The following is a 25,694-nucleotide window of genomic DNA, read 5'->3' on the forward strand; positions in this document are numbered from 1 at the left end:
TTTCATGGACGTCAGTTGTCGAGGCTTTGGGCAAGGCGCATCAGGTTGATCGCCTCGATCCGGTAGCCGAATTCGTCGCCACCGCGGGCGGAAAGCGCGAGCGTGATGGCCTCGTCCCAACCCCAGCCGTTCAGGTAGACGGAGTTTTGCAGGATCTGGCCGAAGCCCGCGATGGCCGCGGCGAAGCGGGTGTCGTCGGTCACGGGTTCGGTGCCGGTGATCGGCGTTTCGATCAGGGTAGAGGCATCGGCGCCGGGGGCCTTCCAGCGCAGTTTCAAAAGACCAAGCTCGCTTGCGGTGCCGGTTTCGGCGGGGGTACCGTAGCGCAGCGGATCGTTCAGCAACGCATCAGAGCCGGGGGCGGTGACCTCGTAGATCGCGGTGACTTGCGTGCCAGCGCCAATTTCGCCTGCATCCACCGCGTCATTGTTGAAATCCTCGCGGCGGAGGGCGCGGGTTTCATAGCCGATCAGGCGGTATTCCGCGACGGCGGCGGGGTTCCATTCGACCTGGATCTTGACGTCGTTGGCGATGGGAAACAGGGCGCCGGTCAACTGGTCGACCAGCACCTTGCGGGCTTCACCCAAAGTGTCGATGTAGGCTGCGGTGCCGTTGCCGTTCTGCGCCAGCGACTGCATCACCGCATCGTCAAGGTTGCCGCGCCCGAAGCCCAGCACCGACAGGTAGATGCCGGTATCGCGTTTCCTGGCGACATAGGCCTCCAGCCCTTCGGGGTCGCTGACGCCGACGTTGAAATCGCCGTCGGTGGCCAGAAGGATACGGGAAACGGCGCCGTCGCGGGCCATGCCTTCGGCGACGTGGTAGGCCAGTTCCAGCCCTTCGGCCCCGGCGGTGGAGCCACCGGCAGCGAGGGCGTCGAGCGCGGCGAGGATCGCTTCCCGGTTGGAAGCCGGGGTGGGCGGCAACACCTCGCCGGCGCTGCCCGCATAGGTGACGATGGCGATGCGGTCTTCGGGGCGAAGTTCGGCAAGCAGCATGGTCAGGGACTGCTTGAGGAGGCCAAGTTTCATCGGATCTTCCATCGATCCCGAGGTGTCGACCAGGAAGACGAGGTTCAGGGCGGGGCGGTCGGCAATGGCCGGAAGTGCACCTTGCAGGCCGATGGTGACAAGCCGGGTGCCAGGGTTCCAGGGGGTGGGCATCACGCTGACGGTCGGGCGGAAACCTTCGGACGGGGCAGGGGCGGGGTAGGCGTAGGGGAAGTAGTTGACCATTTCTTCCACCCGCACCTGTTCGGGCGCGGGCAACTGACCGATGCCGAGCGAGGAGCGGATGACGGCGTAGGACGCGGTATCGACGTCGATCGAGAAGGTGGAAACGGGGTGCTCGGTTGTGATCCTGACCGGGTTTGTCGGGGCGTTGGCGTAGGCTTCGGTGCCTTCCGGCAGGGGTGCAGCGCGTTCTTGTGCCACGACCGATGCGGCAGGTTCGTCTGCCAGATAGCCGGTATCGGCGGCGGCTTCGCTGGCGCCGGCATCGTTGGAAAGGGCAATTTCCGCCTCGGGCGCGGGGGCGGCTGCAAGCGCCTGCGCTTCTGGTGCAGCTTCGGCGAGGGAGGGGGCCGCGGCATCGGTGGGCGGCGCTTCCTTGTGGGCGAGGCTTTCGACCGGGGCCGCGGGCGAAGCTTTCGGTGCGGCGGTTGCGGTGGGGTCCGGCTGCGGGGCCGGCGGGGCGATGCGAAGATCGGCCACGGGCAGCAGGACCGCGACGCCGATCACCAGAGCGGCGACCGAGGTGGTCGCGGCAAGGGCGGGGCGGGAGGTGAGGTAGGTCAACATGCGACGCACTCCGTTCAGGGGGGCCGCCTTCGGATGGCGGTCGTCACTGGAACGGGCGGGATCGGTCGATCCTTGGAGCCGGTCGAAATTTTCCATCGCAAGCGCCATCGCGCGGGCCTTGGCCGCAGGGTCGGCGGCGGGCAGCGCCCGCAGCACGGCCTTGAGGTCGTCGAGTTCATCGGTCATTTCGCGTCCTCCCTTGCCAATGCCCTGAGGCGTTTCTTCACTTCGCTCATCCGCCAGGCGATGGTGCCTTCGGACAGGCCAAGCACCTGGCCCGCCTCGGACTGCGTCATCTCTTCGCCCAGAACGAGAGCCACGGTGTCGCGCAGTTCCGGTGTCAGGCGGGTCATCGCCTCGTTCAGCCAATCCAAGGCTGCGGCCTCGGTTGCGATCTCGTCCTGGCGGGCAAGTTCCCAGTCGCCCCAACCGGCGGCGGCGCGGCTGCGGGTGGATTGGCGGCGGCGCAGGTCGTGCGTGGCGTTGACAACCACGCGGTAAAGCCAGGTGGTAAAGCGCGCCTCGCCGCGCCAGTGGCGCAGCTTTGATGGCAGCGCGGCGCAAATGTCCTGCGCCAGATCTTCGGCCTCGGCGCGGTTGCCGGTGAGGCGGAAGGCGAGGCCGAAGACACGGTCGTAATGCCGCCCGATCAGCACGGCAAAGGCCGTGCGGTCGCCTTGGGCGGCAGCGGAGGCAAGGGTTTCGTCGGGCGTGTCCATCAGCATCACGTTAGGTGAGACGCGTGCCACGGGGCAATCCTTGGGGAAGAAGGGGAAAATTGATTTGGGTCGAATTTCCGGGCGCCGAAAGCGGCGTTAAATGCCTCCTCCCCGACCGAAGCGGGGGAGGAGGGTCGTCAGCCTGATCTTTGCGCGGATCAGAAGATCAGGCCATCGTAGACCGCGTACGCGGTGTTGGTGCTGCGCAGATTGGCCGAGACGCCTTCGTCGCGGGCATAGGCGCTGATTGCGTTGTAGGTGCCGGGGCCGAAGGCGCCATCAAGCCCGCCACGGTAATATCCCCACGACCGCAGGGCACGCTGGATCGCCTTGCGTTCGGCGCGGGAATAGCTGTTGAACGCTTGCGCGGCAGGTGTGCGGTAGATCGAGGTGGTCGCGGTATGCGTCGGCGTGGCGTAGGTCTGGCGCGGCTCGACAAAGTAGGTCGGGGCGGCGACTGCGGGCGCACGGCGATAGGCGCGGGCCTGACGGCTTTGCTTCAGCAGCTCGTCGACGATCACTGCGGTCGCGACGCCAGCGACGAAGCCTTGCTCCTTGTCACCCCAGGCATGGGCAGGGGCGGCGGGGACGGCGACGATCGAGAGCGCAGCGAGGGCGGCGATGATTGTGGATTTCGCGGTCATGACAGTGGGCAGCATGTCGTTTCCTTTCGGTTGGCCCCCTTACCGTTCGTTCGGTCGGTGGGGCGATGGGAAACACATGGGCCTTGCTGCCACGCTAGGCAAAATCAGCGCGATGTTATGGGATAACTCGTTTTTTTACCGCGAGTTAGGTCAGGTTGGCCACGCGGAGAGAAGGCCCGAAAGCCGGGATAAACCTTCGTTGAGGCGGGCTTCGGGGCCGCCGCCCACGCCGAGGCGGATATGATGGGGCAGGCCATAGGCGCTGCCGGGCAGCAGAAAGGTCCGATAGGGTGCCGCAAGCAGGCTGCGGGCGAGGGTTTCGCTGTCGATTCCGTCAAGCCGGGCAAGGCCGATCAGACCGGCTTGCGGCTTTTGCCATGACAGGCGGGGTTCGCTGGCGACGAAGTCGTCAAGTTGAGCGAGGGTGGCTGTGGCCTCAGCCCGCGCGGTGGCAAGCGAGGCGGCCAGACGGGCGGGGCGCAGGGCGATTTCGGCGATGTGTTCGCCGAGCGTGTTCATGATCTCGGATGCGTTTTCGCGCAGGATCATCGCGTCGCGGACCACGCCCGCATCCTGGGCGATGATCCAGCCGGTGCGCAGACCTTGCAGGCCAAGCGCCTTTGACACCGAACCGGTGGTGATGCCGCGCGGGGAGAGACCGGCGATGGAGGGCGGGCGCGGGGCGGACCATTCGAGGCCGGCATAAACCTCGTCCACGATCAGCCAGAGGCCGTGGGCTTCGGCAATGCGGGCGATGGAGATAAGGTCTTCGGGCGGGATCAGGGTGCCGGTGGGGTTGTTCGGGTTGGTCAGGAAGATCATCCGTGTGCGGGGGGTCACGGCGGCGGCGATGGCGGCGGGGTGGAGGTTCCAGTGGTTGGCCTCGTCACGCGGCACTTCGCGCAGGATGGCACCGATGGCGCGGGCCATGACGCCGACCTGCGGCCAACCGGGGCTGTCGGTGATGACCTCGTCACCGGCCTCAAGAAGTTGGCGAAAGAGAAGGTAGTTTGCCTCGGCCGCGCCGGCGGTGATGAGGACAGAGTCGGGGGCAAGCGTGAGGCTGGCCTGATCTAGGACGCGCTGGCGCAGGGCGGGAAGGCCAAGGAAGCTTTGGCCGTTCCAATCCAGCGACAGGTCAGGGTCTAGGTCGGCGAGGAAATCCTTCAGGCGAGGCGAGCGGGCGAGGGAAAAACCGATAAAGCACTCGGGCGGTTCGGCAGCCGTGGTTTCCAGCAAATAGTCGAAAAGCTTGTGGATGGTGACTTTCAACGGCCCCCCGCATGTCTGCGAAATCCGGCCTTCACCGAACATCGCGCCCCTGGTTGAGGATGATGATGTTGCCGGATGACACGTCGCCTGCGGGCGAGATCAGGAAGCCGACCCAGGCGGCGATTTCCGAAGGCTGCATGGCGTGACCGTGCGGCATGGCGCTGATCGCGCGCGCGAGGACGTCTTCGGTCAGCACGCTGAACAGCGGCGTTTCGGTCATCGCGGGGGCGATGGAGTTCACTGCGATCTTGTCGCGCGCATAGCGGCGGGCGAGGTCTTTGGTCAGCGTGTCCATCGCGGCCTTTGAGGCGCGGTAATGCGGCGGGTCGAAGACCTCGAAGTTGTAGGCGCCGTTCGATGAGATGTTGACGATTTTGCGCACGCCGGGGCGGCCCAGCATCGCCTTGACCGCGCCCTGGCAGCAATGGAAGGCGGAGGAGAAGTTGATCGCCATCTGGCGGTCCAGTTCCTGCGCAGGAATGTCCGGGAAGTCGGACATGAAGCAGGTGCCGGCGTTGTTGACCAGCGCGTCAAGGCCGCCGTGCGTGGTGGTGACGCGGTCGAAAAGATCGGCGATGGCGTCGGGGTCGGTCAGGTCAACCGCTTCGGGGGTGAAGGCGTCGCGGTCGGCGGTCATGGTCAGCAGCGCCGGGCCGTCGATGTCAACGCCGATGACGTGGAGGCCGTCGGCAAGCAGGCGGTCGGTGATGGCGCGGCCCATGCCGCCGGCGGCACCGGTGACAAGGGCGACGCGGGTCATTTGCCCAAGCCGTCGAAATCGGCGGCGGAATGACGTTCGCGCACCTGTTCGTTCGCATCGCCCCAACTGCGGTTGACGGCGCGGCCACGGATCACGGCGGGGCGGGCGTCGATCTTTTGCGCCCATGCGAGGAGGTTCTTGTAGCTGGTCACGTCAAGGAATTCGGCGGCGTTGTAGGCGCGCCCGAGGACGAGGTTGCCGTACCAGGCCCAGATTGCGATGTCTGCGATGGAATAGCTTTCGCCTGCGATGAATGGCTTGGTGGCAAGCTCGCGGTCCAGAACGTCAAGCTGGCGCTTGGTTTCCATCGCGAACCGGTTGATCGGGTATTCCATCTTCGATGGCGCGTAGGAGTAGAAATGCCCGAAGCCGCCGCCAAGGTAGGGCGCTGAGCCCATTTGCCAAAAGAGCCACGAAAGGCATTCGGTGCGACCGGCATGGTCTTGCGGGATCAGCGTGCCGAACTTCTCGGCGAGGTAGAGAAGGATCGCGCCGGATTCGAAGATGCGCTGCGGGGGCGAGACGGAGTGGTCCATCATCGCGGGGATCTTGGAGTTCGGGTTTACGGCCACGAAGCCCGAGCCGAACTGGTCGCCCTTGCTGATGTCGATCAGCCAGGCGTCGTATTCGGCTCCGCTGTGACCGAGGGCCAGAAGCTCCTCCAGCATCACCGTCACTTTTACGCCGTTCGGGGTGGCGAGGGAGTAAAGCTGCAGCGGATGCTGGCCCACGGGCAGCACCTTGTCATGCGTGGGGCCAGCAATGGGGCGGTTAATGTTAGCGAACTGGCCGCCGTTTTCCTTGTCCCATGTCCAGACCTTTGGCGGGACGTAGTCGGTGGTCATGGCGTTTGCCCTCTCGTGGAAAGGGGCGGCCTTGCCGCCCCATTCAGGATATAGCCCGGTTTCGGTCAGATCGAGAGGCAGATGTACTTCATCTCCATGTAGTCTTCGATCCCGTGGCGCGAACCTTCGCGGCCAAGGCCGGATTGCTTGACGCCGCCGAACGGGGCCATTTCGTTGGAGATGAGGCCCGTGTTGACGCCGACCATGCCGTATTCCAGCGCCTCTTGTACGCGGGTGATGCGGCCGATGTCGCGGGCGTAGAAGTAGGAGGCGAGGCCGAAGATGGTGTCGTTGGCGCGGGCGATGACTTCCTCTTCGGTGTCGAATTTGAAGAGGGGGGCGAGAGGACCGAAGGTTTCTTCCTGCGCGACCTTCATCTTGGGCGTGACGCCGGTGACGACGGTCGGTTCAAAGAAGGTGCCGCCAAGCGCGTGACGCTTGCCGCCGGTGACCACGGTGCCGCCGCCTGCAAGGACGTCAGCGATGTGTTCTTCGACCTTTTCCACGGCGCTTTCGTTGATCAGCGGGCCGGTGGTGGTGCCGGCGGTCAGGCCGTCGCCGATATTGAGCTTCGCCACCGCTTTCGACAGCTTTTCGGCGAAGGCGTCATAGACCCCGGCCTGCACGTAGATGCGGTTGGCGCAGACGCAGGTCTGGCCGTTGTTGCGGAACTTTGAGATCATCGCGCCTTCGACGGCGGCGTCGAGGTCGGCGTCATCGAACACGATGAAGGGGGCGTTGCCGCCCAGTTCCATCGAGCATTTCAGCACCTGATCGGCGGCCTGTTTCAGCAGGATGCGGCCTACCTCGGTGGAGCCGGTGAAGGTCAGCTTGCGGACCAACGGGTTCTCGCAGAACTCCTTGCCGATGTCGGAGGAGCGTTTCGAGGTGATGACCGAGAAGAGGCCCGCCGGGATGCCGGCACGTTCGGCAAGCACGGCCAGCGCCAGCGCCGAAAGCGGGGTTTCGGCGGCGGGGCGAGCGACGAAGCCGCAACCGGCGGCCAGCGCGGGGGCGACCTTGCGGGCGATCATCGCGTTGGGGAAGTTCCACGGCGTGATCGAAGCGGCAACGCCGATCGGCTGCTTGATGACCTGGATGCGCTTGTCGCGCATGTGGCCGGGGATGATATCGCCGTAGGTGCGCTTGGCCTCTTCGCCGTAAAACTCGATGTAGGACGAGCCATAGGCGATTTCGCCCTTCGCCTCGGCCAGAGGTTTGCCCATTTCGGCGGTCAGGATGGCGGCGAGGTCGTCTTGTGCGGCCATGCAAAGGTCGAACCACTTGCGCATGATCTGCGCGCGTTCCTTGGCGGTGCGGGCCGCCCATTCGCGGTGCGCGGTGTGGGCGGCCTTGATGGCGCGGGCGGCTTCGGCGCGGCCAAGGTTCGGGACGTGGCAGATCACATCGCCACGGGCCGGGTTGGTGACGGGAAAGGTACTGCCGTCGGCAGCGTCGATCCATTCGCCGGCGACGTAGGACTTGGTCACCAGAAGCGACGGGTCTTTCAAAAGCGAGGCGAGGTCGGTGACGGAATCTAGCATGGGGGCCTCCATATGCGTTGCCAAAGGGGTGCCACTTCGGCACCGGCTTGTCCAGTTCGCACGGTCAGGTCAGGCCAGAATTTGATCAAAAGAACGGCGGTCTGGACAGGTTTTCCGCCGACGGGTCAGCCGTTCGCCTGCATCCGTTCGATGTAGGCGCGCATTTCCTCGGCTTCGTGGCGGGCATCGCGCAGGCCCTCCATCGCGGCGCGCAGTTCGGCTTCGGTCTGGTTGATGTGGGTCATCAACTCGCCCTCGCGCTGTTCGAGGTAGACCAACGCCTGATCTCGCAGTTCCTCGGCTTCGTGCAGAGACTGGGCGAGCTTGTCCATTTCCGCCATGTCGCCGCCCGCGACGCGGGTGAAGCGGTGCAAAAGCCAGTGGGCGAACCAGCCCATCGCGAAGGAAACCAGAAGGATGATGGCGGTCGCGATGACGAATTCGGTGCGATTCATGGGTCTTCCTGGGCCGCGGCATCAGCCGGGCGCGGCAGCGGTCGGATGGTCTTTTCGGTAGGTGCCACGGACGGACTGGTATCGCCAGAGAAATCGGGACCGCCCTCCGGACCGGGCTGCGCAGGCGCGGCATCGTCAGCGTCAGCGTCCACGTCCGCGTCTGCAGAGGCGGCGGGGGTGTCGGTAGAGGCGACGGTGGAGTTCGAGCCTTTCAGCACGAATTCGATCCGGCGATTGGCCTCGCGCCCGGCTTCGGTGCCGTTGTCGGCGATCGGGTTCGCCTCGCCGTAGCCGACCGCGGTGATGCCTGACACGTCGATGCGGCGGCCTTGAAGGGCGACCAGAACCGCTTCGGCCCGGGCTTGGCTGAGGGCCTGGTTGCCGCCTTCGGAGCCTTGCGCATCGGTGTAGCCGCCGATTTCCATCGTCATCGGCGGACAGTTTACGAGAATTTCGGCCAGCGCATCCAGCACCGGGCGCGCTGTCGAAGCGATCTCGGCGGAGGCGGGGGTGAACGTGATCTTGGTGCGCGCGATTACGGCGTTGACGTCGGCGGCGCATTCTTCGGGCGTCGGGATCGAGGCGACGGGATCGAGCGCCTCGTCATAGCGGACGTTGACGCGGAAGGTCTGGCCCTGACCAAGCTTGCCGGACAGGATCTGGGTGATGCGCGAGCGCGCGCTTTGCGACCCGGTGACGCCGGCAACTTCCACCAGATCGGAGCGGACAAGAAGGCTGCCGTTTTCGACCTGAGCCAGCGCTTCCAGCCCCGCCAGTACGCGGACGGCCCAGCCGTCAGGCAGCGTTTCGTCAAGGCGGGTCGCAGTGTAGACGGCTTCGGCACCGAAGGCGGCGCGGGCGAAGGCATCGACGGCCTTGCGCTGCATCTCGTCGGTCAGGCGGCCGCGAAGTTCGACCTTGCCCGCGTCCGAAAGGTTGGCGGTGAATTCGGCCGGGCCCTGGCTGGCGGATTCGGTCTTTTCCAGCGTAGAGGTCAGCGAGAACACGTCCGGCAGGCCTGTTTCCAGTTCGCCAACGACGCGGTCGAAGGTTGCCTGACTGACGCTGGTGCCGGCAAGAAGGGTCACATCGGCGTCGGAAAAGGTGATCGAGCCATCGCCAATAGTGGCCACGGCGGCGATGGCCTGGGTCACGGCATCGGCCCAGCGCGGGGTCGGCACGCCAAGGCCGATGGTGCACAAGGGCGTGCCGGTGACACCAGCGGCGGTGGCGGCGGCAAGGATTGCCTTGCGGGCGCGTTCGGTATCGGCGGAGCAGCTGTCGAAGCGCGCGCCCTGGGCGTCGATGATGAAGCGCAGGGTGAAGGGCGTGATGACGGGACGCGGAGCGGTGATGTTCACGACCAGCGCCACGCCATTTGGTGCGATGGCGCGCAGGTCGGCTTCGAGGCGGCGCTTTTCAGGCTCGCTGTCGGAAATGGCGGTGATTTCGACGCGGTCGGCGGCAACCGAAATCTTGGAGCGTTTGAGCCGCTTCAGCGCCTCGATGCCGAAGGTCAGCGCACTGTTCCATGCCTTTGGCGCTGGGTAGGCGGCGGTTTCCAGCATGTTGACGATTTCGCTGCCCGGCGTCAGCGCGGCCGCCTGATCGGCAAGCTGCACTTCGCCGATGCCACCTTGGCCTGCGTCTTCGGGCATCAGGCCGATCAGCTGGATACCATCGTCGTTGCGCAGCATTTCCACCGAAAAGCGGGGGGCGGCGATTGCCGAGGCGGGCGTCACCTCCAGTGCATCGCGGATGCGCGAGGCGTCGACAATGGAACCCACGATGTTCACGGCGCGGAAACGGGCGGCCTCGTTCGGGGCGGTTCCGGTCAGGATGACCTGCAAGCCATCGGTATCGACGTTGATCCAGTCGAGGCCTTCTTCGGCCAGACGCGTGCTGATTACATTGTCGGACCGCCGCTCGATCACGAGGGCGGCTGCGGCGGCCACACCGACCATGACCACTGCCGCCAACACGAAGGCGAGTAGGGCAAGGACAGTGGGGGAAAGGGCTTTCAGGCGACGTTGCAACGCGGGGACTTTTCTGCCGAGACTCGGGGCGCTTGGTTACCCCGTTGCTTCCTAGGGGTTTGACGCGGCGGGTTCAATCAGAGCAAGGCCGCGGCGGCAAGAAACAGCACAGGCACCAGTCCCGCATCCCGGTTGGCGCGGAACACGGCAAGGCAGGAGGCCGGGTCGTCGATGTCAAGCTGGCGCATCTGCCAGACCATATGCCAGCCCATCGCCCAGACGCCGGCCAAGGCGATGACGAGCGGCAGCGCGCGCCCGGACGGTGCGAGTGCGAGGATCACGGCGAGGGCAAAGAGGGTGATGGTAAGTGCAAAGAAGATCGCCAGCCAGCGCCGGGTGTCGGTGCCAAAGAGGCGCGCGGTGGATTTGACGCCGACAAGCGCGTCATCCTCGCGGTCCTGATGCGCATAGATGGTGTCGTAATAAAGCGTCCAGGCGATACCGGCGGCATAAAGCGCCACGGCGGCGGGGGGCACGGTGCCGGAATGGGCGGCCCATGCCAGAAGCGCACCCCAGTTGAAGGCAAGGCCGAGGAACGCTTGCGGCCACCAAGTGAAGCGTTTGGCGAAGGGGTAGATCGCCACAAGGCCCAGCGAAGCGATGCCCAGCGTAATGGCGAGGGTGTTGTAGGAGAAAAGGATCAGCGCGGCGAGAAGCGCCTGCGCGACCATCCAGACCAGCGCCTGCCGCACGCTGACCTGTCCCGACGGGATCGGGCGGCTGCGGGTGCGGGTGACGGCGGCGTCGATGTCGCGGTCGGTGATGTCGTTCCAGGTGCAACCCGCGCCGCGCATCAGGAACGCACCGATCCCGCAGGAAACCGCAAGCCATGCGTCCCACGGGCGGAACCCGTCGATCCCGGCGGCCAGCGTGATTGCCCACAGGCAGGGGATCAGCAAAAGCCATGTGCCAATCGGCCGGTCGGCCCGGCTGAGGCGCAGGTAGGGGCGCGCGGCAAAGGGGGCGTAGCGATCCACCCAGTTGCCCGGGGGCGCGTCGGCGACGGTGCCGATCAGTTCCTCCAGGGGGGCGGCCTCTGGCGTTCGCGGCGGTTGGGGCATAGGCTTGGGCTCATGTCAGAGGCAAAGATCAGGCTTTATGTAGTGCAGCCCCTTGGTCCAGGGCAAGCGGTGCGGTTGTCTGCGGACCAGACGCATTACCTGACCGGGGTGATGCGGCTGGGTGTCGACGCGGCGGTGCTTTTGTTCAACGGGCAGGACGGCGAATGGCGCGCGACCTTGGCCGAGGCGGGCAAGCGCGGTGCGGTAGCGGTGTGCGAGGCGCAGACGCGGGCGCAGGTGATGCCACCGGACCTGTGGCTGATGTTCGCGCCGATCAAGAAGGCGCGGACCGATTTTATCGTGGAAAAGGCGGTGGAACTGGGCGTGCGCCGGATCATGCCGGTGCAGACGCGCCATACCAATTCCGAACGCATCCGTCAGGATAGGTTGCAGGCGCACGCGGTGGAAGCAGCCGAGCAATGCGGTGCGACCTATGTGCCGGAGGTTGCGGATTTGCAGCCGCTGGACAGGGTGCTGGCCGAGTTTCCGGCCGAGCGGACGCTGTATTGGTGCGATGAGGCGGCGGCGGGAACACCGCCGATGGTCGGCGGCACATCTGGGCAGGCGGCCATCCTGATCGGGCCCGAGGGTGGCTTTGCCGAGACCGAAGCCAAGCGGTTGCGCGGGATGGAGCGGGTAAGGGTGCTGAGCCTTGGACCGCGCATCCTGCGGGCCGATACGGCTGCGGTGGCGGCGATCACGCTGTGGCAGACAGCGCATGGAGACTGGCGGTGAGCTTTGTCCGCCAAGATGTAGTCGACCTTGCCGCGCGCTGGCGCGAGGCGATCATTGCTGCGGCGGTGGCTGTGGCGGGGGGGTGGCTGGTCTGGCTGGGCGGCTATCTTCTGGTGCCGCTGGGGGGGCTGCTGCTGGTGCTGGGGGCCAGTTGGATGGTGCTGGCGGTCAGGCGGCTGCGCTTTGACCAGCCGGGCGACGCGCCGGGGGTGGTCGAGGTTCTGGAGGGGCAGATCAGCTATTTCGGCCCGACCGTGGGCGGATCGGTGGGTATTCCCGAACTGGTGGACATCCGGCTTTTGACGCTGCGCGGGCGACGGGTCTGGCGGCTGAAACAGGCGGACGGGCAGGCGATCCTGATCCCGGTCGAAGCTGCGGGCGCCGAGCGGCTGTTCGATGCCTTTGCTGCCTTGCCAGGGATGGATACGGCCGCGCTGGTGGCGGCGGTTCGGTCGGAACGGCCGGGAACCGGCACCGCGCTGGCGCTTGATACCGAGGTGCGGCAGGTCTGGCGCCGCTCGGAACGCGGGGTCGTTGTGCGCTGAGCGGTGGCAGTGTCCGCTTCGGCGGGCCTTGACTTGGGCGCGCGGGCGAGACAGGTCTTGCGGCCTGAACCTGCGAACCCACGACGCGCACGCACCCCGGAGCCTTCTTCATGTCGATACCTCAGTCCGGCGGTGGCCCGATCGAAAGTTTTGCCCAGTTGGCCGATTACATGGCCTCGGGGTCGAAGCCGAAGGACCAGTGGCGCATCGGGACCGAGCATGAAAAATTCGGCTGGCTGACCGACACCCGCGCGCCGTTACCCTACGCCGGGGCGCGGTCGATCTCGGTGCTGTTTGACGAATTGGCCAAGCGCTACGGCTGGGAGCCGGTGCGCGAGGGCGAAAATGTCATCGGCATGACTCGAAACGGGGCCAACATCAGTCTGGAACCGGGCGGGCAGTTCGAACTTTCGGGCGCGCCGCTGGTTTCCATCCACGACATCGAGGCGGAGACGCGCGAGCATCTGGACGAGGTGAAGGCCATCGCCGATCCCTTGGGCATCAAGTTCATGGGCATCGGGGCCGCGCCGGTCTGGAGCCATGCAGAAATGCCGGTAATGCCGAAGGGCCGCTATCGGCTGATGACCGATTACATGGGCCGCGTCGGCACGCATGGCACGCAGATGATGTACCGCACCTCGACCGTGCAGGTGAACCTCGACTACGCGTCCGAAGCCGACATGGTGAAGAAACTGCGCGTGGCGCTGGCGTTGCAGCCGGTTGCGACCGCGCTGTTTGCCTCGAGCCCGTTTTTTGACGGCAAGGTGAACGGCCACAAAAGCTGGCGCAGCCGGATCTGGCGCGGGTTGGACGACAGCCGCACCGGGATGCTGCCGTTCGCGTTTGAGGACGGCATGGGGTTCCAGCGCTATATCGACTGGGTGTTGGATGTGCCGATGTATTTCGTCTACCGCGACGGGAAATACATCAATGCGCTGGGCCAGTCGTTCCGCGATTTCCTGGCCGGCAAGCTGCCCGCGCTGCCCGGTGAAAAGCCGACGCTCAGCGATTTTGCCGATCACATGACGACCGTGTTCCCTGAGGCGCGGGTGAAGAAATACATCGAGATGCGCGGTGCGGACTGTGGTGATTTCGCCCATGTCGTCGGGCTGCCCGCTTTCTGGGTTGGGCTGATGTATGACCAGGGCGCGCTGGATGCGGCGTGGGATCTGGTCAAGGGGCTGGATACCGAAACGCGCGAGGGGTTGCGCGTTGCGGCCTCGGTCTCGGGGTTGCAGGGCGAGGCGGGGGGCGTGAAGCTGCTCGATCTGGCGCGCGCATCCGTGGCCTTGTCGCAGGCGGGGCTTGCTGCGCGGGGCTTGGGTGAAGAGCGGCATCTGGCGCCTTTGGTCGAGCATGTCGCGACTGGCGAGGTGCAGGCAGACCGCTGGTTGAAGCTTTACTATGGCGCATGGGGTGGCGATCTGACGCCGATCTATGAGGCGTCGAGTTTCTGAACCTCAGGCCTTTTTCTGGCCGATCTTCGGTTCGGTTCCAGCCTTGATGCGCTTCAGATTTGCGGCGTGGCGGATGTAGACCAGTACGGTCAGAACGAAGGTCAAGACAAGGAGCTGCCCCTGGTTGAAGTAGATCAGCCAGAGCGGTGTGAGGCCCGCCGCCAACAGTGCGGCGATGGAAGACGTGCGGGTAATAAGGGCGGCAACGGCCCAGGTGGCACAAGCTGCAAGCCCGACCGGCCAAGCCAGCGCAAGGAGCGTGCCAAGGAACGTCGCCACCCCTTTGCCACCCTTGAAGCGCAGCCAGACGGGGTAAAGGTGGCCTAGAAATGCCGCCAGACCGGCGAGCTGCGCTGCATCTTCGCCCCCCACAAGCGCGCGCGCGATTAGAACCGCGATGCCGCCCTTGGCTGCGTCAAGAAGAAGCGTGGCGAGTGCGGCGCCCTTGTTGCCGGTGCGCAGCACGTTGGTGGCACCGATATTGCCAGACCCGATCTGCCGCAGGTCGCCAAGGCCCAGTGCGCGAGTGATGACGATGCCGAACGGAACCGAGCCGAGAAGGTAGGCAAGAAGCGCCGTGATCGCCAGCAGCGTCGGGTCGGTGGTAATTGGAGGCATTGCTCAGCTTTCTGCGGCGAAGACCTGCGTCCCGCCGACGAAGGTTCTGAGCACCTTACCCTCCATCCGCGCGCCGTCAAACGGGGTGTTCTTGGATTTGGAGCGCAGGCTGAAGCGATCCATCAGGAAGGGCGCGTCGGGGTCGAACAGCACCAGGTCCGCCGGTGCGCCGACCGACAGGCGGCCTTGCGGCAGGCCAAGGCGGCGGGCGGGGTTCAGCGTCATCGCGCGGATCAGGGTCGGCAGGTCGATCGCGCCCGCATGGTAGACGCGCATGGCGGCCGGCAGGAAGGCTTCCAGCGCCACCGCCCCCGAGGCGGCTTCCTCGAAGGGCAGGCGTTTGGATTCTTCGTCGGCCGGGGTGTGCATCGAGGAGATCACGTCGATCAGACCGGAGGCCACCGCTTCAACCATCGCGAGGCGGTCATCCTCGGACCGAAGGGGCGGGGTGAACTTGAAGAAGGTGCGGTAGTCGCCCACGTCCAGTTCGTTCAGGGTGAGGTGGTGGATCGAGGTGCCGGCGCTGACGTCCAGCCCCGCCTCTTTGGCGCGGGCAAGCGCGGGCAGGGCGCGGGCGGTGGTGATCTGGTCGGCGTGGTAACGCGCGCCGGTCAGTTCCACGAGCGCGAGGTCACGTTCAAGGCCCATGCGTTCGGCCATCGGAGACACGGCGGGGATGCCGCGCAGGCTGGCGAACTTGCCGCTGGTGGCCGAGGCGCCGGCCGAAAGGTTCGGGTCTTGTGGGTGGCCGATGATCAGCGCGCCCAGACTGCGGGCATAGGTCATCGCACGGGACAGGGCCTTTGCATCGGTGCTTACCCGCGCGGCATCGGTGAAGGCGATGGCGCCGGCGTCCAGCAGAAAGCTGATCTCGGTCATCTCGTGCCCGTCGCGGCCCTTGGTCAGGGCGGCCATGTGGCGGATGCGGACCGGGCTTTCGGCGGCGCGGCGGGTGACGAATTCCAGCGCTTCGGGCGTGTCGATGGCGGGGGTGGTGTCGGGGCGGGCGATGATCGTGGTGACGCCACCCGCCGCCGCCGCAAGCCCGGCGGAGCGGAAGCTTTCCTTGTGGCGTTCCCCCGGCTCGCCGATCTTGACGCCGATGTCGACGATGCCGGGGGCAAGGCACTTGCCGCCGCAGTCGATGACCTTGGCGCCCTTCGGGGCGGGGGCATTGATCGCGGTGATCACGCCCTTGGCGATCGTCAGGCTGCCGGGCGCGTCGGTCAGCGCCTCGGGGTCGATCAGGCGGGCATTCGATAGATGGATGATCACGTCCGATTGCCCCCTGCCTGTCGGCTTTGGCGATTAGTCAAATCATGCAGGTCTGGAAAGGCGAAAAGCATCATGTCTGCCGCCCGGCTGCAATCAGGCGGGCGGCGGTGGCAGCCGGGTCGGCCTGATACTTGATCAGGTGCTTGTCGCCCGCCCGGGTTATGAGCTGAACCGCGCCAAGAAATGGCCGCGCTGTCTGGATTTGCGCCAGAGGAATTGCGCGGCTGGCGGGGCCAAGCAGGTGGCGGTCGGTCAGGCGCCATATCTCGGCCATCGCTTCGGATTGCACGAAGGCCGCGCGGGCGGCGATGGCGATGACCGCGCCGATCGGCCCCATCACCGGATAGGGATTGGCTTGCCACAACAGCACCACCCCGGCGAGCGCGCCGAGGACCACCGCCATCACCAGATGGCTGCGCCAGTAGACGGCCCGGTTGGGGCGAAATTCGGCGATGATCTGTTCGCCGTCAGCCAGAGGGACGGGGTGGCCCATCACGCTGTCGGGTTCGATCCGGGCCATCAGGCGATCCAGATGATGACGGTGGTGAAGATGGCGAGGAAGAGGAGAACGGCGGTGGCGACCATTCCGGACTGACGCATCTCCTGCTTTGTCGGCTTGCGGTCGGGGTCGGGGGTCATGTGTCGGTCTTTCCCTGCAGGTCGCGGATCAGGTGATAGACTTTCTCACCCTCGGCGATGTTTTCAAAGCCCGCCCTGACGGTTTCCTGGTCGCCATCCGAGGAGCGTTCCTGGCGGACATGCAGCCAAACCGTAAAGGCGCGCTTCCCGAGCTCCAGTTCCAGTGCGCTGGAGGGCAAGATCGGATACACCTTCAGGCTGGCAAACGGGGCTGATCGGGCGACATAGGCCGCACGGTCGGTCAGAGCGTAGCGGACATGGCGGGCGCTGCGGGCCTCGACCAGAGGGCCAAGAACGAGAAACCCGCCCAGCCCCCCGAAAGGCAGACTGAATGCCATGACAAACAGGGCAAGGCCGGCGTCCGATATGGTGCTGGCCCGGCTGAGCTCATGGACTGCGAAGATGAAAAGCCCGACGCCGATCATCACGAACGGCAAGCCAAAGATCATCAGGAACAAGGCCTTGCCACGCTGGTGCAAGCCGGGCACCGGCGCGCCTTCCCACAGGAGCGTTTCGCCGGGGTGTAAGTAGGGGGACCAAGCGTCGCTCAGACCATCACCCCAACCGCCTTGCGCCCGCGTTCGGCGCGCAGGTTCCGCGCCAAGAGATCCATGCAGGCCATGCGGACGGCCACGCCCATCTCGACCTGTTCCTGAATGACGCTGCGGTTGATGTCGTCGGCGAGGTCGCCGTCGATCTCGACCCCGCGGTTCATCGGGCCGGGGTGCATGACGATGGCGTCAGGTTTGGCATGGCTGAGCTTTTCGGCATCAAGGCCGTAGCGGTGGTAATACTCGCGGCTGGAGGGGATGAAACCGCCGTCCATCCGTTCGTTCTGCAGGCGCAGCATCATCACCACGTCGGCGCCTTCCAGCCCTTTGCGCATGTCGTCGAAAAGCTCGCAGCCGAAATCCTCGACTCCCGAAGGCATCAGGGTCGGCGGCGCGATCAGGCGCAAGCGGTTTTCCATCTTGCCGAGGAGGATGAGGTTCGAGCGCGCGACGCGGGAATGTGCGATGTCGCCGCAGATCGCCACGGTGAGGCGCTGGATGCGACCCTTCGCGCGGCGGATCGTCAGCGCATCAAGAAGCGCCTGCGTTGGGTGTTCGTGGCGACCGTCGCCCGCGTTCAGGACGGCGCAGTTCACCTTGGAAGCGAGGAGGTTGACCGCGCCGGACGACCCGTGCCGCACCACCAGAAGGTCTGGGTGCATGGCGTTCAGCGTCATCGCGGTGTCGATCAGCGTCTCGCCCTTCTTTACCGATGAGGAGGCGACCGACATGTTCATTACGTCCGCCCCAAGCCGCTTGCCTGCCAGTTCGAAGCTGGCCTGCGTCCGGGTGGAGTTTTCGAAGAACATGTTGATCTGCGTCATGCCCGCAAGCACGTCGGATTGCTTGACGGTGCGGCGGTTCAGATCAACGTAGCGGTCGGCGAGATCGAGGACAGTGACGATTTCCTGCGGCGCCAGATGTTCGATGCCCAGAAGATGGCGCGCGCGAAAGGTCATGGGTTTCTCCTGCCGGGATGGGGCGCTTATGCCAAAGCGGGGGGGGCGGGGCAATGCCGCTGTTCGGTGCTTGCGGTTCTGGCGGTGCGGCCGACATGGCAATAGGGTGGCGGCATGGGAATCGGGGCGGACATCATCGCGGACGACTGGCACGCGGCGCTGGCGGCGCTGGCGTGGCAGGTTGATCTGGGCGCGACCGAGCCGTTGGGCGATGGGCCGGTCAACCGCTATGAGATGGGCGATCCGGTGCGGCCGGCTGCGGCTGCTGTGGCGACCCCGGTGGCGGCCTCTGTGGCGGCGCCGTCTGGCTATTCGGGTGCCGGGCAAGACCCCGTTGCGGTGGCTGCGGCGATGGCCGGGGCGGCCAAGACGCTGGAAGAGTTGCAGGCTGCGCTCGGTGCCTATGATCATTGCGAGTTGAAGCGTGGTGCGCGGAGCCTGGTCTTTGCCGATGGCAACCCGAAGGCGCGGGCGCTGATCCTTGGCGAAGCGCCGGGCAGTGAGGAGGACCGCGAGGGCCGGCCTTTTGTGGGGCGTGCGGGGCAATTGCTGGACCGGATGTTTGCTGCGATCGGCCTTTCCCGCACGTCGCCCGATCCTGCGGCGGCGATCTACATCACCAACGTCATGCCGTGGCGCCCGCCTGCCAACCGCGACCCGGAGCCTGCCGAGATCGCGATGATGCGGCCGTTCCTGGAACGGCACATCGCGCTGGTAGATCCGGACGTCATCGTGGTCATGGGCAACACGCCCTTGTTTGCGCTGACCGGGACGAAGGGTATCCTGCGGGCGCGGGGTGGCTGGACCACGGCGCTGGGCAAGCCGGTGTTGGCGATGACGCACCCGGCCTACCTGTTGCGCAACCCGGCGGCCAAGCGCGAGGCATGGGCCGACCTTCTGGCATTGCAGGCGAGGTTGCGGGATGGCGCTTCCGGTTGACCCCCTGACGCTATTGACGTTCATCCCCGCCGGGCTGGCGCTGAACCTGACGCCGGGGGCGGACATGATGTTCTGCCTTGGGCAAGGGCTGAAGGGTGGGCGGCGCGCGGCGATGGCGGCGAATTTCGGCATTGCGGTCGGTGGCATGGTGCATACGTTGATCGCCGGTCTGGGCCTTGGCGCGCTGATCGCGGCGCATCCCTTGGCGTTCGATGCGATACGCTGGGTCGGGGTTGGGTATCTGTTGTGGCTGGCCTTCTCGGCGCTGCGCGGGCAGGGGGCGCTGATGGCGGCGACCGTGGCGCCGCGCCCGGTGGGACGCATCTTTGCCGAGGCGCTGATGGTCAACCTGTTGAATCCGAAGGTGATCCTGTTCATCCTTGCGTTCCTGCCGCAGTTCGTCGACCCCGCGCGCCCGGTGCTGCCGCAGTTCCTGATCCTTGGGCTGGCGTTTTCGATGGGCGGGTTTGTAGTAAACGGTCTGGTCGGCGGTTTTGCCGGCAGCATCGGGCAGCGGCTGGCCCGGTCGGAGCGGCTGGCGCGCTGGCTGGGGCGGGCGAGCGCGGGTGTGTTCGGGCTTTTGGCGCTGCGGTTGGCGTTGATGGAGCGGGGGTAGGCCATGTCACGCATCGACGAGACGAAGGAGTTCATCCCGGTCCGCATCGCGGTGCTGACGGTCAGCGACACGCGCACCACGGCGGATGACAAGTCGGGCGATACGCTGGTGGAGCGGCTTCTGGACGCGGGGCATGTGCTGGCGGCGCGCGGGATCGTGCAGGACGACCGGGCCGAGATTGCCGCGCGGCTGAAGGGGTGGATTGCCGATCCGGCGGTGGATGTCATCCTGACCACGGGCGGCACCGGCTTGACCGGACGGGACGTGACAGTCGAGGCGCACCGCGACGTCTATGAGAAAGAGATCGAGGCGTTCGGGACGGTGTTCACCATCGTCTCGATGCAGAAGATTGGCACGTCGGCAGTGCAGAGCCGAGCCTGTGGCGGGGTGGCTGGCGGGACCTATCTTTTCGCGCTGCCAGGCAGCCCCGGTGCCTGCCGCGATGCCTGGGACGAGATCCTGCGCTGGCAATTGGATTTCCGGCACCGCCCCTGCAACTTTGTCGAGATATTTCCACGGCTGGAAGAACATCGCCGCCGGAAATGAGCGCAGCGCCACGTCAGGACGTCGCGATCAGCGTGGCAAACGGTGCGTATTTTCAGGGCGCGGGGCAGCCGCGGATTTCCACGGCGCCGTTGTCTGACAGGACGGTCACTGTCACCTTGGATCGGTCAAGCGCGAAAGGCGTGCCGGATTGCGCAACCATTTCTGTCATTGCTGTCAGGTGGTTACCGTCACGGGACGCGGTGCTTTCGGCAACCCAGACGGTGGGGTCGGCGGTCTCAAAGGCGACCGTCTCTGGCCCGCCGCTGCGCGGCATTGCGATGTTTGCGGTGATGCGCAGGCCATCGGCGATGGGGTCGACGGTGCAACTGACCGACGTGACGCCGGCCTCGGAGGCGGTAGCGGGGCGGCGCGCGAGGGCGGCCTTGATCGTTGCGTCGCTGGCGCCGGGGGCGATCAGATCGGTTGTCAGGGTAAGGCTGGCTGGCAGGCAGATCTCGTCGCAGACGCCAAGGTCCACGGTGGCTGACAGGCGCATCGGGAGGGACGGGTCGATGGCGGTGACCTCGACCGGAAGGGTGACCTCGTCGTGGTAGCCGATGCTTTGCATTCCGTTGGTCTGGAACACGCTGGGGGCGGGCCAGTGGATGCGGACGGCGCGGACGTTTTCGGAACCGGACCAGTCGAATGTGGGTGGGATACCGGCGTCGCCGGGGCTGCGCCAGTAAGTTTTCCAACCGGGAGCTAGGGTTAGCTGGACGCCGGCCATGTGGCCGCCGTCGGGCATCTGCCAGCCGGGCAGGAGCGCGCCGGCGAGAACGTCGTCCTGCGTGGTCGCAAGGGCGGGGGTGCCGAGGGCGATGATCGGGGCAAGGACGAGGCAGATGCGGGTCATGTGCCGAAGATAGTGACTTGCGGCGTCAGATGAAATCACTTTGCGGCGACGGGGCGTGACTGTGGCATCCCAGACGCGAGATCAGGGGTTGAGGCCGAAACGATGCAGCGCCATGCTTGGGGTGTAACGGAGGGTGCCGCATGGAACTGGCTGGCAAGATCCTGATCGCGATGCCGGGGATGGGCGACCCCCGGTTCGAGCGCAGCGTGATCCTTATCTGCGCGCATTCGGCCGAGGGCGCGATGGGCATCATCATCAACAAGCCTGCGGTCGACCTGAGCTTTGCCAAGCTGTTGGAACAGCTGAACATTCCGGTCGCACCAGAGGGGCGCGACATTCGCGTTCATGTCGGCGGGCCGGTGGAGCGGGGGCGGGGATTCGTGCTGCATTCGGCCGACTGGCGACCGCAGGGGGGCAGTTCGATGTCGGTGCCCGGCGGGTTCGAGATGACCGCGACGATGGACGTGCTGGAGGCACTGGCGAAGGGTCAGGGGCCGGAGGCGGCGATCCTTGCCTTGGGCTATGCGGGCTGGGGGCCGGGGCAGTTGGAGGCCGAGATCATCCGCAACGACTGGCTGACCGGCGAGCCGGAGGCGGGGCTGGTCTTTTCGCGTGATGACGGGGGCAAATGGGCGGCGGCGTTGCGGCGGATGGGGATTGACCCGAAGACGCTGAGCGGGTCGGCGGGGCGGGCCTAAGGGATTGGGAACGCTGCGGTAATTAGCCTGATTTCGGAAGGGTTAACGGTATGGCAGGCGTATGGCAAACGTCTGGCAAGAGGCCATACGTTTTGGCTGTGGGCGGGGCGTTAACCTTGATTTGCGAATCGGTCTAGGGCGCTTCGATCATGTCGACGCGGGTTGCATGGCGGCCGCCTTCGAAACTGGCCCCGAGGAAGGCATCGACGATTTCAAGCGCGAGGCCTTCGCCAACCACCCGGGCGCCGAGCGACAGCATGTTGGCGTCGTTGTGCTGGCGGATCATCTTGGCGGAGAAGGTGTCGGAGCAGACGCCGCAGCGGATGCCTTTCACCTTGTTCGCGGCCATCATGATGCCTTGGCCGGTGCCGCAGACGATGATGCCGAGGTGGCAATCGCCGGACGCCACGCGTTCGGCGGCGGCTTTGCCGTGCAGGGGGTAGTGGGTGCTTTCCGGGGTGGTCGGGCCGATGTCGGTGACCGCGTAACCCTTGGCTGCAAGATGTGCCGCGATGGCCTGACGCAGCGGGATTGCGGCGTGGTCGCTGGAGACGACGACGCGGGTTGGTTCATTCGCCATAGGGCACCCAGATGGTCTTGATTTCGGTGGCGTGACGCAGGAATTCGCGGCCTTCGCCGGCGCTGCCCATCCAGTTGCGGGCGTGGCCGTTGTTGACCCATGTGCGTTTGACGTTCAGGGCGGCTTCGCGTTCGATCAGGCTGACGAGGTTCTGGGAGGAGAAGGACCAGACCGCGTCAACGTCCATATGCCCGGCGAGGGATTTCGCGAGGTCGGCGGGCGGACCGGTGACGATGTTGACGACGCCGGCGGGGAGGTCGGAGGTGTCGAGCACCTGATAAAAGTCGGTCGCGGCGAGGGGGTAGGCGGCGGAGGGGACGAGGACGCAGGTGTTGCCCATCGCGATGGCCGGCGCCATGACGGAGATGAGGCCGAGGAGCGGGGCTTCGTCGGGGCAGAGCGCGCCGATCACGCCGACGGGTTCGTTCATGGCAAGGGCGATGCCACGGATCGGGACCGATTTGGCCGCGCCGTCGAATTTGTCGGACCATGCGGCATAAGTGAAGAGGCGCTGGATGGAGGCCTCGACCTCGGCCGTGCCGTTATAGCCGGTGAGGTCTTTCAGGCGGGCGGCGAATTCGTCGGCGCGAGCGGAGAGGTTCTCGGCGATGTAGTAAAGGATCTGCGCGCGGTTATGGCCGGTGGCCTTGCCCCAGCCCTTGGCGGCGTGTGCCGCCTCGACCGCGTTCCTTATGTCCTTTCGGTTGCCGATGCCGACATGGCCGAGAAGCTTGGCTTTCGGGCTGTAGATGGCTTGGCTGTAGCCGCCATCGGGGCGGGCCTGCTTGCCACCGATGTAGAGTTTCGCGGTGCGGTCGAGGGCGGGGGCTTCGGGGTTGGCGGGTTCGGGGGTGGATGCGATGGGCTTCAGAGCGACGGGTTTTGCCGTGGGCTTGAGGTAGGCCATCAGCCCTTCCCAGCCGCCTTCGCGACCAAAGCCGGATTCGCGCACCCCGCCGAAGCCTGCAGCGGCGTCGAAGAGGTTGGTGGCGTTGACCCAGACGATGCCGGCCTTCAGCTTTGGAGCGATGTCGAGGGCGAGGTTGATGTTCTCGCTCCACACCGTGGCGGCGAGGCCGTATTTCGTGTTGTTGGCCAGGGCGACCGCCTCTTCCGGCGTGCGGAAGGTCATCGAGACGAGGACGGGGCCGAAGATTTCTTCTTGCATCAGGGTGGAGGCGGCGGAGAGGCCGGTGATGAGCGTCGGCGGGTAGAAGCAGCCGGTGGGGACGGCGGTGGCGGCTTGGTAGGTTTCGCCTTCGGTGTTGGCGGCGACCATTTCGGTAATCGTCTTGAGTTGGACGGGATCGACGATGGCGCCGATGTCGATGGCCTTGTCGAGCGGGTCACCGATGCGCAGGCCGTCCATCCGGCGTTTCAGTTTCGTGTGGAAGCGGTCGGCGATGCCTTCCTGCACGAGAAGGCGGGAGCCGGCGCAGCAGACCTGGCCCTGGTTGAACCAGATGGCATCGACGAGGCCCTCGACGGCGGAATCAAGGTCGGCGTCGTCGAACACGATGTAGGGGGATTTGCCGCCCAGTTCGAGGGTGAGGGCTTTGCCGCTGCCTGCGGTGGCGGCGCGGATGCGCTTGCCGACGGAGGTGGAGCCGGTGAAGGCGATCTTGTCGACGGGGCTGTCCACGAGGGCGGCGCCGGTGGAGCCATCGCCGGTGACGATGTTGAGAACGCCCTTGGGGAGACCGGCTTCGCGGGAGATTTCGGCGAAGAGAAGGGCGGTGAGGGGGGTGTATTCGGCGGGTTTGAGGACGACGGTGTTGCCGGCGGCGAGCGCCGGGGCGACCTTCCAGGCGAGCATCAGGAGAGGGAAGTTCCAGGGGATGACGGCGCCGCAGACGCCGAGGGGCTGGAGGTCGGGGTGTTCGGAGGGCAGAAGCTGGGCGAGGCCGGCGTGGTAGTAGAAATGCCGGGTGACGAGGGGGATGTCGATGTCGCGCGACTCGCGGATGGGTTTGCCGTTGTCGAGGGTTTCAAGGACCGCGAGGAGGCGGGCGTGTTTCTGCGTGAGGCGGGCGAGGGCGTAGAGGAATTTCGCGCGTTGGTGGGCCGGGAGTTTGGCCCAGGCGGGTTGGGCGCGGCGGGCGGCTTTGACGGCGGCGGCGATGTCGGCTGCGGTGCCTTGGGTCACTTGCGCGAGGGGTTGGCCGGTGGCGGGGTTGGCGGTGGTGAAGGTCGCGCCCGGTTTGGTGAAAGCGCCGTCGATGAAGTGGCCGAAGGTGCCGTTGTGTTTGGCGATCCAGGCGAGGGCTTCGGTGGCGGATTCCGGGGCGGGGCCGTAGGCCATGCTGTCGAAAATTTCCTTGATGGTCATGGTGTCAGTCCTTCGCCACAGCGCGGGTGGGGGCGGTTATGAAGTGGAGCGGCTGCGCCGCGAGCCATTTGTCTCGCCTCTGCGCTAAGGCGCAACCGGCTCGGGCATGCCTCCGGCTGGGAAATTTGAAAAAGGTGAAGCCGCTTGCGGAGGCGCATGGGATCATCCCATCGCGTGGCGGTTGGCGGCGGAGTAGTGGCCGGTTAGGTGGTGTTCAAGCTGACGCTCGATGTCGCCGAGGAGGCTTGAGGCGCCGAAGCGGAAGAGGTCGGGTTGCAGCCAGGGGTGGCCAAGTTCATCCTTGATGAGGGCGAGGTAGGTGAGGGCGTCCTTGGCCTTGGCGATGCCGCCGGCGGGTTTGTAGCCGACCTTGATGCCGGTGCGGTCCTGATAGTCGCGGATGCAGCGGATCATGGTGAGGGTGACGGGAAGGGTGGCGTTGACGGGTTCCTTGCCGGTGGAGGTCTTGATGAAATCGGCGCCGGCCATCATGCAGATCAGCGAGGCGCGGGCGACGTTGCGGAGCGTGCCAAGTTCGCCGGTGGCGAGGATCGCCTTGACGTGGGCATCCCCGCAGGCGACGCGCATCTCGGCCATTTCGTCGTAAAGCGCCTGCCAGTTTTGCGTGAGGACGTGGCGACGGGAGATGACGATGTCGATTTCCTTTGCCCCGGCGCGGACGCTTTCGCCGATTTCGGCGATGCGCAGGCGGTAGGGCGAGAGGCCGGCCGGGAAGCCGGTGGAGACGGCGGCGACGGGGATCGAGGTGCCTTCGAGGGCGCGGACGGCGGTTTCGACCATCTCGTGGTAAACGCAGACGGCGCCGGTGGTCAGGTGGGGCAGGCCCAGCTTTTCCAGCATCCAGGGTGCTACAGGCTGGCGAGCCTTGGCGCAGAGGCGCTTGACGCGGCCTTCGGTATCGTCACCGGCAAGGGTGGTGAGGTCGATGAGGGAGATGGCTTTCAGGAGCCAGGCGGCCTGATAGTCCTTTTTCACCGAGCGGCGGCCCGAGATGGTGGCGGCGCGGCGTTCGATGGCGGAGGTGTTGGCCTGAACGCTCGCGACCCAATCAAGATCGAGCGGCATTCCGGGATTGCGGGTGTGGGTGACCTGCGGCAGGAGGTCTTTCAAAGGTGTCAGCGTTTCCAAACGGTCCTCCGCCCTGTCGGATGGCGCGACGATGCCATGCGGCCCGGTGTGCCGCAAGGGTGACGGTGCG

26 protein-coding genes are annotated in these 25,694 nt (G+C 65.9%); 7 read left to right on the forward strand and 19 right to left on the reverse strand.

What is annotated here, in order from left to right:
• Positions 1-11: 11 nt before the first annotated feature.
• The 10 genes from ACROUL_RS05560 to ubiA form a co-directional block, all read right to left on the reverse strand.
• Positions 12-1,985, reverse strand: coding sequence for a vWA domain-containing protein (locus tag ACROUL_RS05560; RefSeq protein WP_431298526.1), 1,974 nt, complete (start codon positions 1,983-1,985; stop codon positions 12-14).
• Positions 1,982-2,518 carry an RNA polymerase sigma factor gene (locus tag ACROUL_RS05565; protein WP_431301252.1) on the reverse strand — a complete coding sequence of 179 codons (537 nt, stop codon included), beginning with the start codon at positions 2,516-2,518 and terminating at the stop codon, positions 1,982-1,984. Before ACROUL_RS05565 ends, ACROUL_RS05560 begins: the two co-directional genes overlap by 4 nt.
• 158 nt (positions 2,519-2,676) lie before the next feature.
• Positions 2,677-3,177: a peptidoglycan-binding domain-containing protein gene (locus ACROUL_RS05570; RefSeq protein WP_431298527.1), complete on the reverse strand. Its 501-nt coding sequence runs from the start codon at positions 3,175-3,177 to the stop codon at positions 2,677-2,679.
• A gap of 135 nt (positions 3,178-3,312) precedes the next feature.
• On the reverse strand, positions 3,313-4,434 hold the full coding sequence (locus ACROUL_RS05575) for a pyridoxal phosphate-dependent aminotransferase (RefSeq protein WP_431298528.1): 1,122 nt from the start codon (positions 4,432-4,434) through the stop codon (positions 3,313-3,315).
• A gap of 31 nt (positions 4,435-4,465) precedes the next feature.
• Positions 4,466-5,194, reverse strand: coding sequence for an SDR family NAD(P)-dependent oxidoreductase (locus tag ACROUL_RS05580; protein ID WP_431298529.1), 729 nt, complete (start codon positions 5,192-5,194; stop codon positions 4,466-4,468).
• Positions 5,191-6,039 carry a glutathione-dependent disulfide-bond oxidoreductase gene (gene yghU / locus ACROUL_RS05585; RefSeq protein WP_431298530.1) on the reverse strand — a complete coding sequence of 283 codons (849 nt, stop codon included), beginning with the start codon at positions 6,037-6,039 and terminating at the stop codon, positions 5,191-5,193. Before yghU ends, ACROUL_RS05580 begins: the two co-directional genes overlap by 4 nt.
• Before the next feature lie 65 nt (positions 6,040-6,104).
• Positions 6,105-7,583 carry an NAD-dependent succinate-semialdehyde dehydrogenase gene (locus ACROUL_RS05590; RefSeq protein ID WP_431298531.1) on the reverse strand — a complete coding sequence of 493 codons (1,479 nt, stop codon included), beginning with the start codon at positions 7,581-7,583 and terminating at the stop codon, positions 6,105-6,107.
• A gap of 125 nt (positions 7,584-7,708) precedes the next feature.
• Positions 7,709-8,038 carry a hypothetical protein gene (locus ACROUL_RS05595; RefSeq protein ID WP_431298532.1) on the reverse strand — a complete coding sequence of 110 codons (330 nt, stop codon included), beginning with the start codon at positions 8,036-8,038 and terminating at the stop codon, positions 7,709-7,711.
• Positions 8,035-10,074 carry an OmpA family protein gene (locus ACROUL_RS05600; RefSeq protein ID WP_431298533.1) on the reverse strand — a complete coding sequence of 680 codons (2,040 nt, stop codon included), beginning with the start codon at positions 10,072-10,074 and terminating at the stop codon, positions 8,035-8,037. The genes ACROUL_RS05595 and ACROUL_RS05600 overlap by 4 nt, the downstream gene beginning before the upstream one ends.
• A gap of 77 nt (positions 10,075-10,151) precedes the next feature.
• The gene (ubiA, locus tag ACROUL_RS05605) at positions 10,152-11,135 is read right to left on the reverse strand and encodes a 4-hydroxybenzoate octaprenyltransferase (protein WP_431298534.1); all 984 of its coding nucleotides are present in this window, start codon (positions 11,133-11,135) and stop codon (positions 10,152-10,154) included.
• A gap of 12 nt (positions 11,136-11,147) precedes the next feature.
• Between ubiA and ACROUL_RS05610 the strand changes: the two genes are divergently transcribed.
• From ACROUL_RS05610 to ACROUL_RS05620, 3 genes are all read left to right on the forward strand, one after another.
• Positions 11,148-11,870: a 16S rRNA (uracil(1498)-N(3))-methyltransferase gene (locus ACROUL_RS05610; RefSeq protein WP_431298535.1), complete on the forward strand. Its 723-nt coding sequence runs from the start codon at positions 11,148-11,150 to the stop codon at positions 11,868-11,870.
• The gene (locus ACROUL_RS05615; protein ID WP_431298536.1) at positions 11,867-12,415 is read left to right on the forward strand and encodes a hypothetical protein; all 549 of its coding nucleotides are present in this window, start codon (positions 11,867-11,869) and stop codon (positions 12,413-12,415) included. The genes ACROUL_RS05610 and ACROUL_RS05615 overlap by 4 nt, the downstream gene beginning before the upstream one ends.
• Positions 12,416-12,525: 110 nt before the next feature.
• Positions 12,526-13,872: a glutamate--cysteine ligase gene (locus ACROUL_RS05620; protein WP_431298537.1), complete on the forward strand. Its 1,347-nt coding sequence runs from the start codon at positions 12,526-12,528 to the stop codon at positions 13,870-13,872.
• Positions 13,873-13,875: 3 nt separating this feature from the next.
• On the opposite strand, the gene plsY is transcribed toward ACROUL_RS05620, so the two are convergent.
• The 5 genes from plsY to ACROUL_RS05645 form a co-directional block, all read right to left on the reverse strand.
• Positions 13,876-14,490 carry a glycerol-3-phosphate 1-O-acyltransferase PlsY gene (plsY, locus tag ACROUL_RS05625; protein ID WP_431298538.1) on the reverse strand — a complete coding sequence of 205 codons (615 nt, stop codon included), beginning with the start codon at positions 14,488-14,490 and terminating at the stop codon, positions 13,876-13,878.
• Between the two features lie 3 nt (positions 14,491-14,493).
• Complete coding sequence (gene pyrC / locus ACROUL_RS05630; RefSeq protein ID WP_431298539.1) at positions 14,494-15,765, reverse strand: dihydroorotase; 1,272 nt, start codon at positions 15,763-15,765, stop codon at positions 14,494-14,496.
• A gap of 70 nt (positions 15,766-15,835) precedes the next feature.
• A complete protein-coding gene (locus ACROUL_RS05635; RefSeq protein WP_431298540.1) occupies positions 15,836-16,285 on the reverse strand; it encodes a hypothetical protein in 450 nt (149 codons plus the stop codon).
• A gap of 115 nt (positions 16,286-16,400) precedes the next feature.
• On the reverse strand, positions 16,401-16,892 hold the full coding sequence (locus tag ACROUL_RS05640) for a hypothetical protein (protein ID WP_431298541.1): 492 nt from the start codon (positions 16,890-16,892) through the stop codon (positions 16,401-16,403).
• Between the two features lie 59 nt (positions 16,893-16,951).
• On the reverse strand, positions 16,952-17,914 hold the full coding sequence (locus ACROUL_RS05645; protein ID WP_431298542.1) for an aspartate carbamoyltransferase catalytic subunit: 963 nt from the start codon (positions 17,912-17,914) through the stop codon (positions 16,952-16,954).
• A gap of 114 nt (positions 17,915-18,028) precedes the next feature.
• Here ACROUL_RS05645 and ACROUL_RS05650 point away from each other — a divergent pair, with 114 nt between their 5' ends.
• Genes ACROUL_RS05650 through moaB form a run of 3 tightly spaced genes read left to right on the forward strand, consistent with a single transcriptional unit; the run spans position 18,029 to position 20,015 of the window.
• Positions 18,029-18,853, forward strand: coding sequence for a uracil-DNA glycosylase (locus ACROUL_RS05650; RefSeq protein WP_431298543.1), 825 nt, complete (start codon positions 18,029-18,031; stop codon positions 18,851-18,853).
• Entirely contained in the window at positions 18,837-19,469 is a 633-nt protein-coding gene (locus tag ACROUL_RS05655) for a LysE family translocator (RefSeq protein ID WP_431298544.1), read from the forward strand. Before ACROUL_RS05650 ends, ACROUL_RS05655 begins: the two co-directional genes overlap by 17 nt.
• 3 nt (positions 19,470-19,472) lie before the next feature.
• The gene (gene moaB, locus ACROUL_RS05660) at positions 19,473-20,015 is read left to right on the forward strand and encodes a molybdenum cofactor biosynthesis protein B (RefSeq protein WP_431298545.1); all 543 of its coding nucleotides are present in this window, start codon (positions 19,473-19,475) and stop codon (positions 20,013-20,015) included.
• Positions 20,016-20,067: 52 nt separating this feature from the next.
• On the opposite strand, the gene ACROUL_RS05665 is transcribed toward moaB, so the two are convergent.
• The gene (locus ACROUL_RS05665; RefSeq protein ID WP_431298546.1) at positions 20,068-20,868 is read right to left on the reverse strand and encodes a protein-disulfide reductase DsbD domain-containing protein; all 801 of its coding nucleotides are present in this window, start codon (positions 20,866-20,868) and stop codon (positions 20,068-20,070) included.
• Positions 20,869-21,008: 140 nt separating this feature from the next.
• Between ACROUL_RS05665 and ACROUL_RS05670 the strand changes: the two genes are divergently transcribed.
• On the forward strand, positions 21,009-21,566 hold the full coding sequence (locus tag ACROUL_RS05670) for a YqgE/AlgH family protein (RefSeq protein ID WP_431298547.1): 558 nt from the start codon (positions 21,009-21,011) through the stop codon (positions 21,564-21,566).
• Positions 21,567-21,699: 133 nt separating this feature from the next.
• Here ACROUL_RS05670 and rpiB read toward each other — a convergent pair whose 3' ends face one another.
• From rpiB to deoC, 3 genes are all read right to left on the reverse strand, one after another.
• On the reverse strand, positions 21,700-22,146 hold the full coding sequence (gene rpiB, locus ACROUL_RS05675) for a ribose 5-phosphate isomerase B (RefSeq protein WP_431298548.1): 447 nt from the start codon (positions 22,144-22,146) through the stop codon (positions 21,700-21,702).
• Positions 22,136-24,475, reverse strand: coding sequence for an aldehyde dehydrogenase family protein (locus ACROUL_RS05680; RefSeq protein WP_431298549.1), 2,340 nt, complete (start codon positions 24,473-24,475; stop codon positions 22,136-22,138). Before ACROUL_RS05680 ends, rpiB begins: the two co-directional genes overlap by 11 nt.
• 162 nt (positions 24,476-24,637) lie before the next feature.
• Positions 24,638-25,624, reverse strand: coding sequence for a deoxyribose-phosphate aldolase (gene deoC, locus ACROUL_RS05685; protein ID WP_431298550.1), 987 nt, complete (start codon positions 25,622-25,624; stop codon positions 24,638-24,640).
• Positions 25,625-25,694 lie beyond the last annotated feature (70 nt).

The sequence above is a fragment of the Tabrizicola sp. BL-A-41-H6 genome (assembly GCF_050632395.1).
Taxonomy (GTDB): Bacteria; Pseudomonadota; Alphaproteobacteria; order Rhodobacterales; family Rhodobacteraceae; genus JAUYQR01.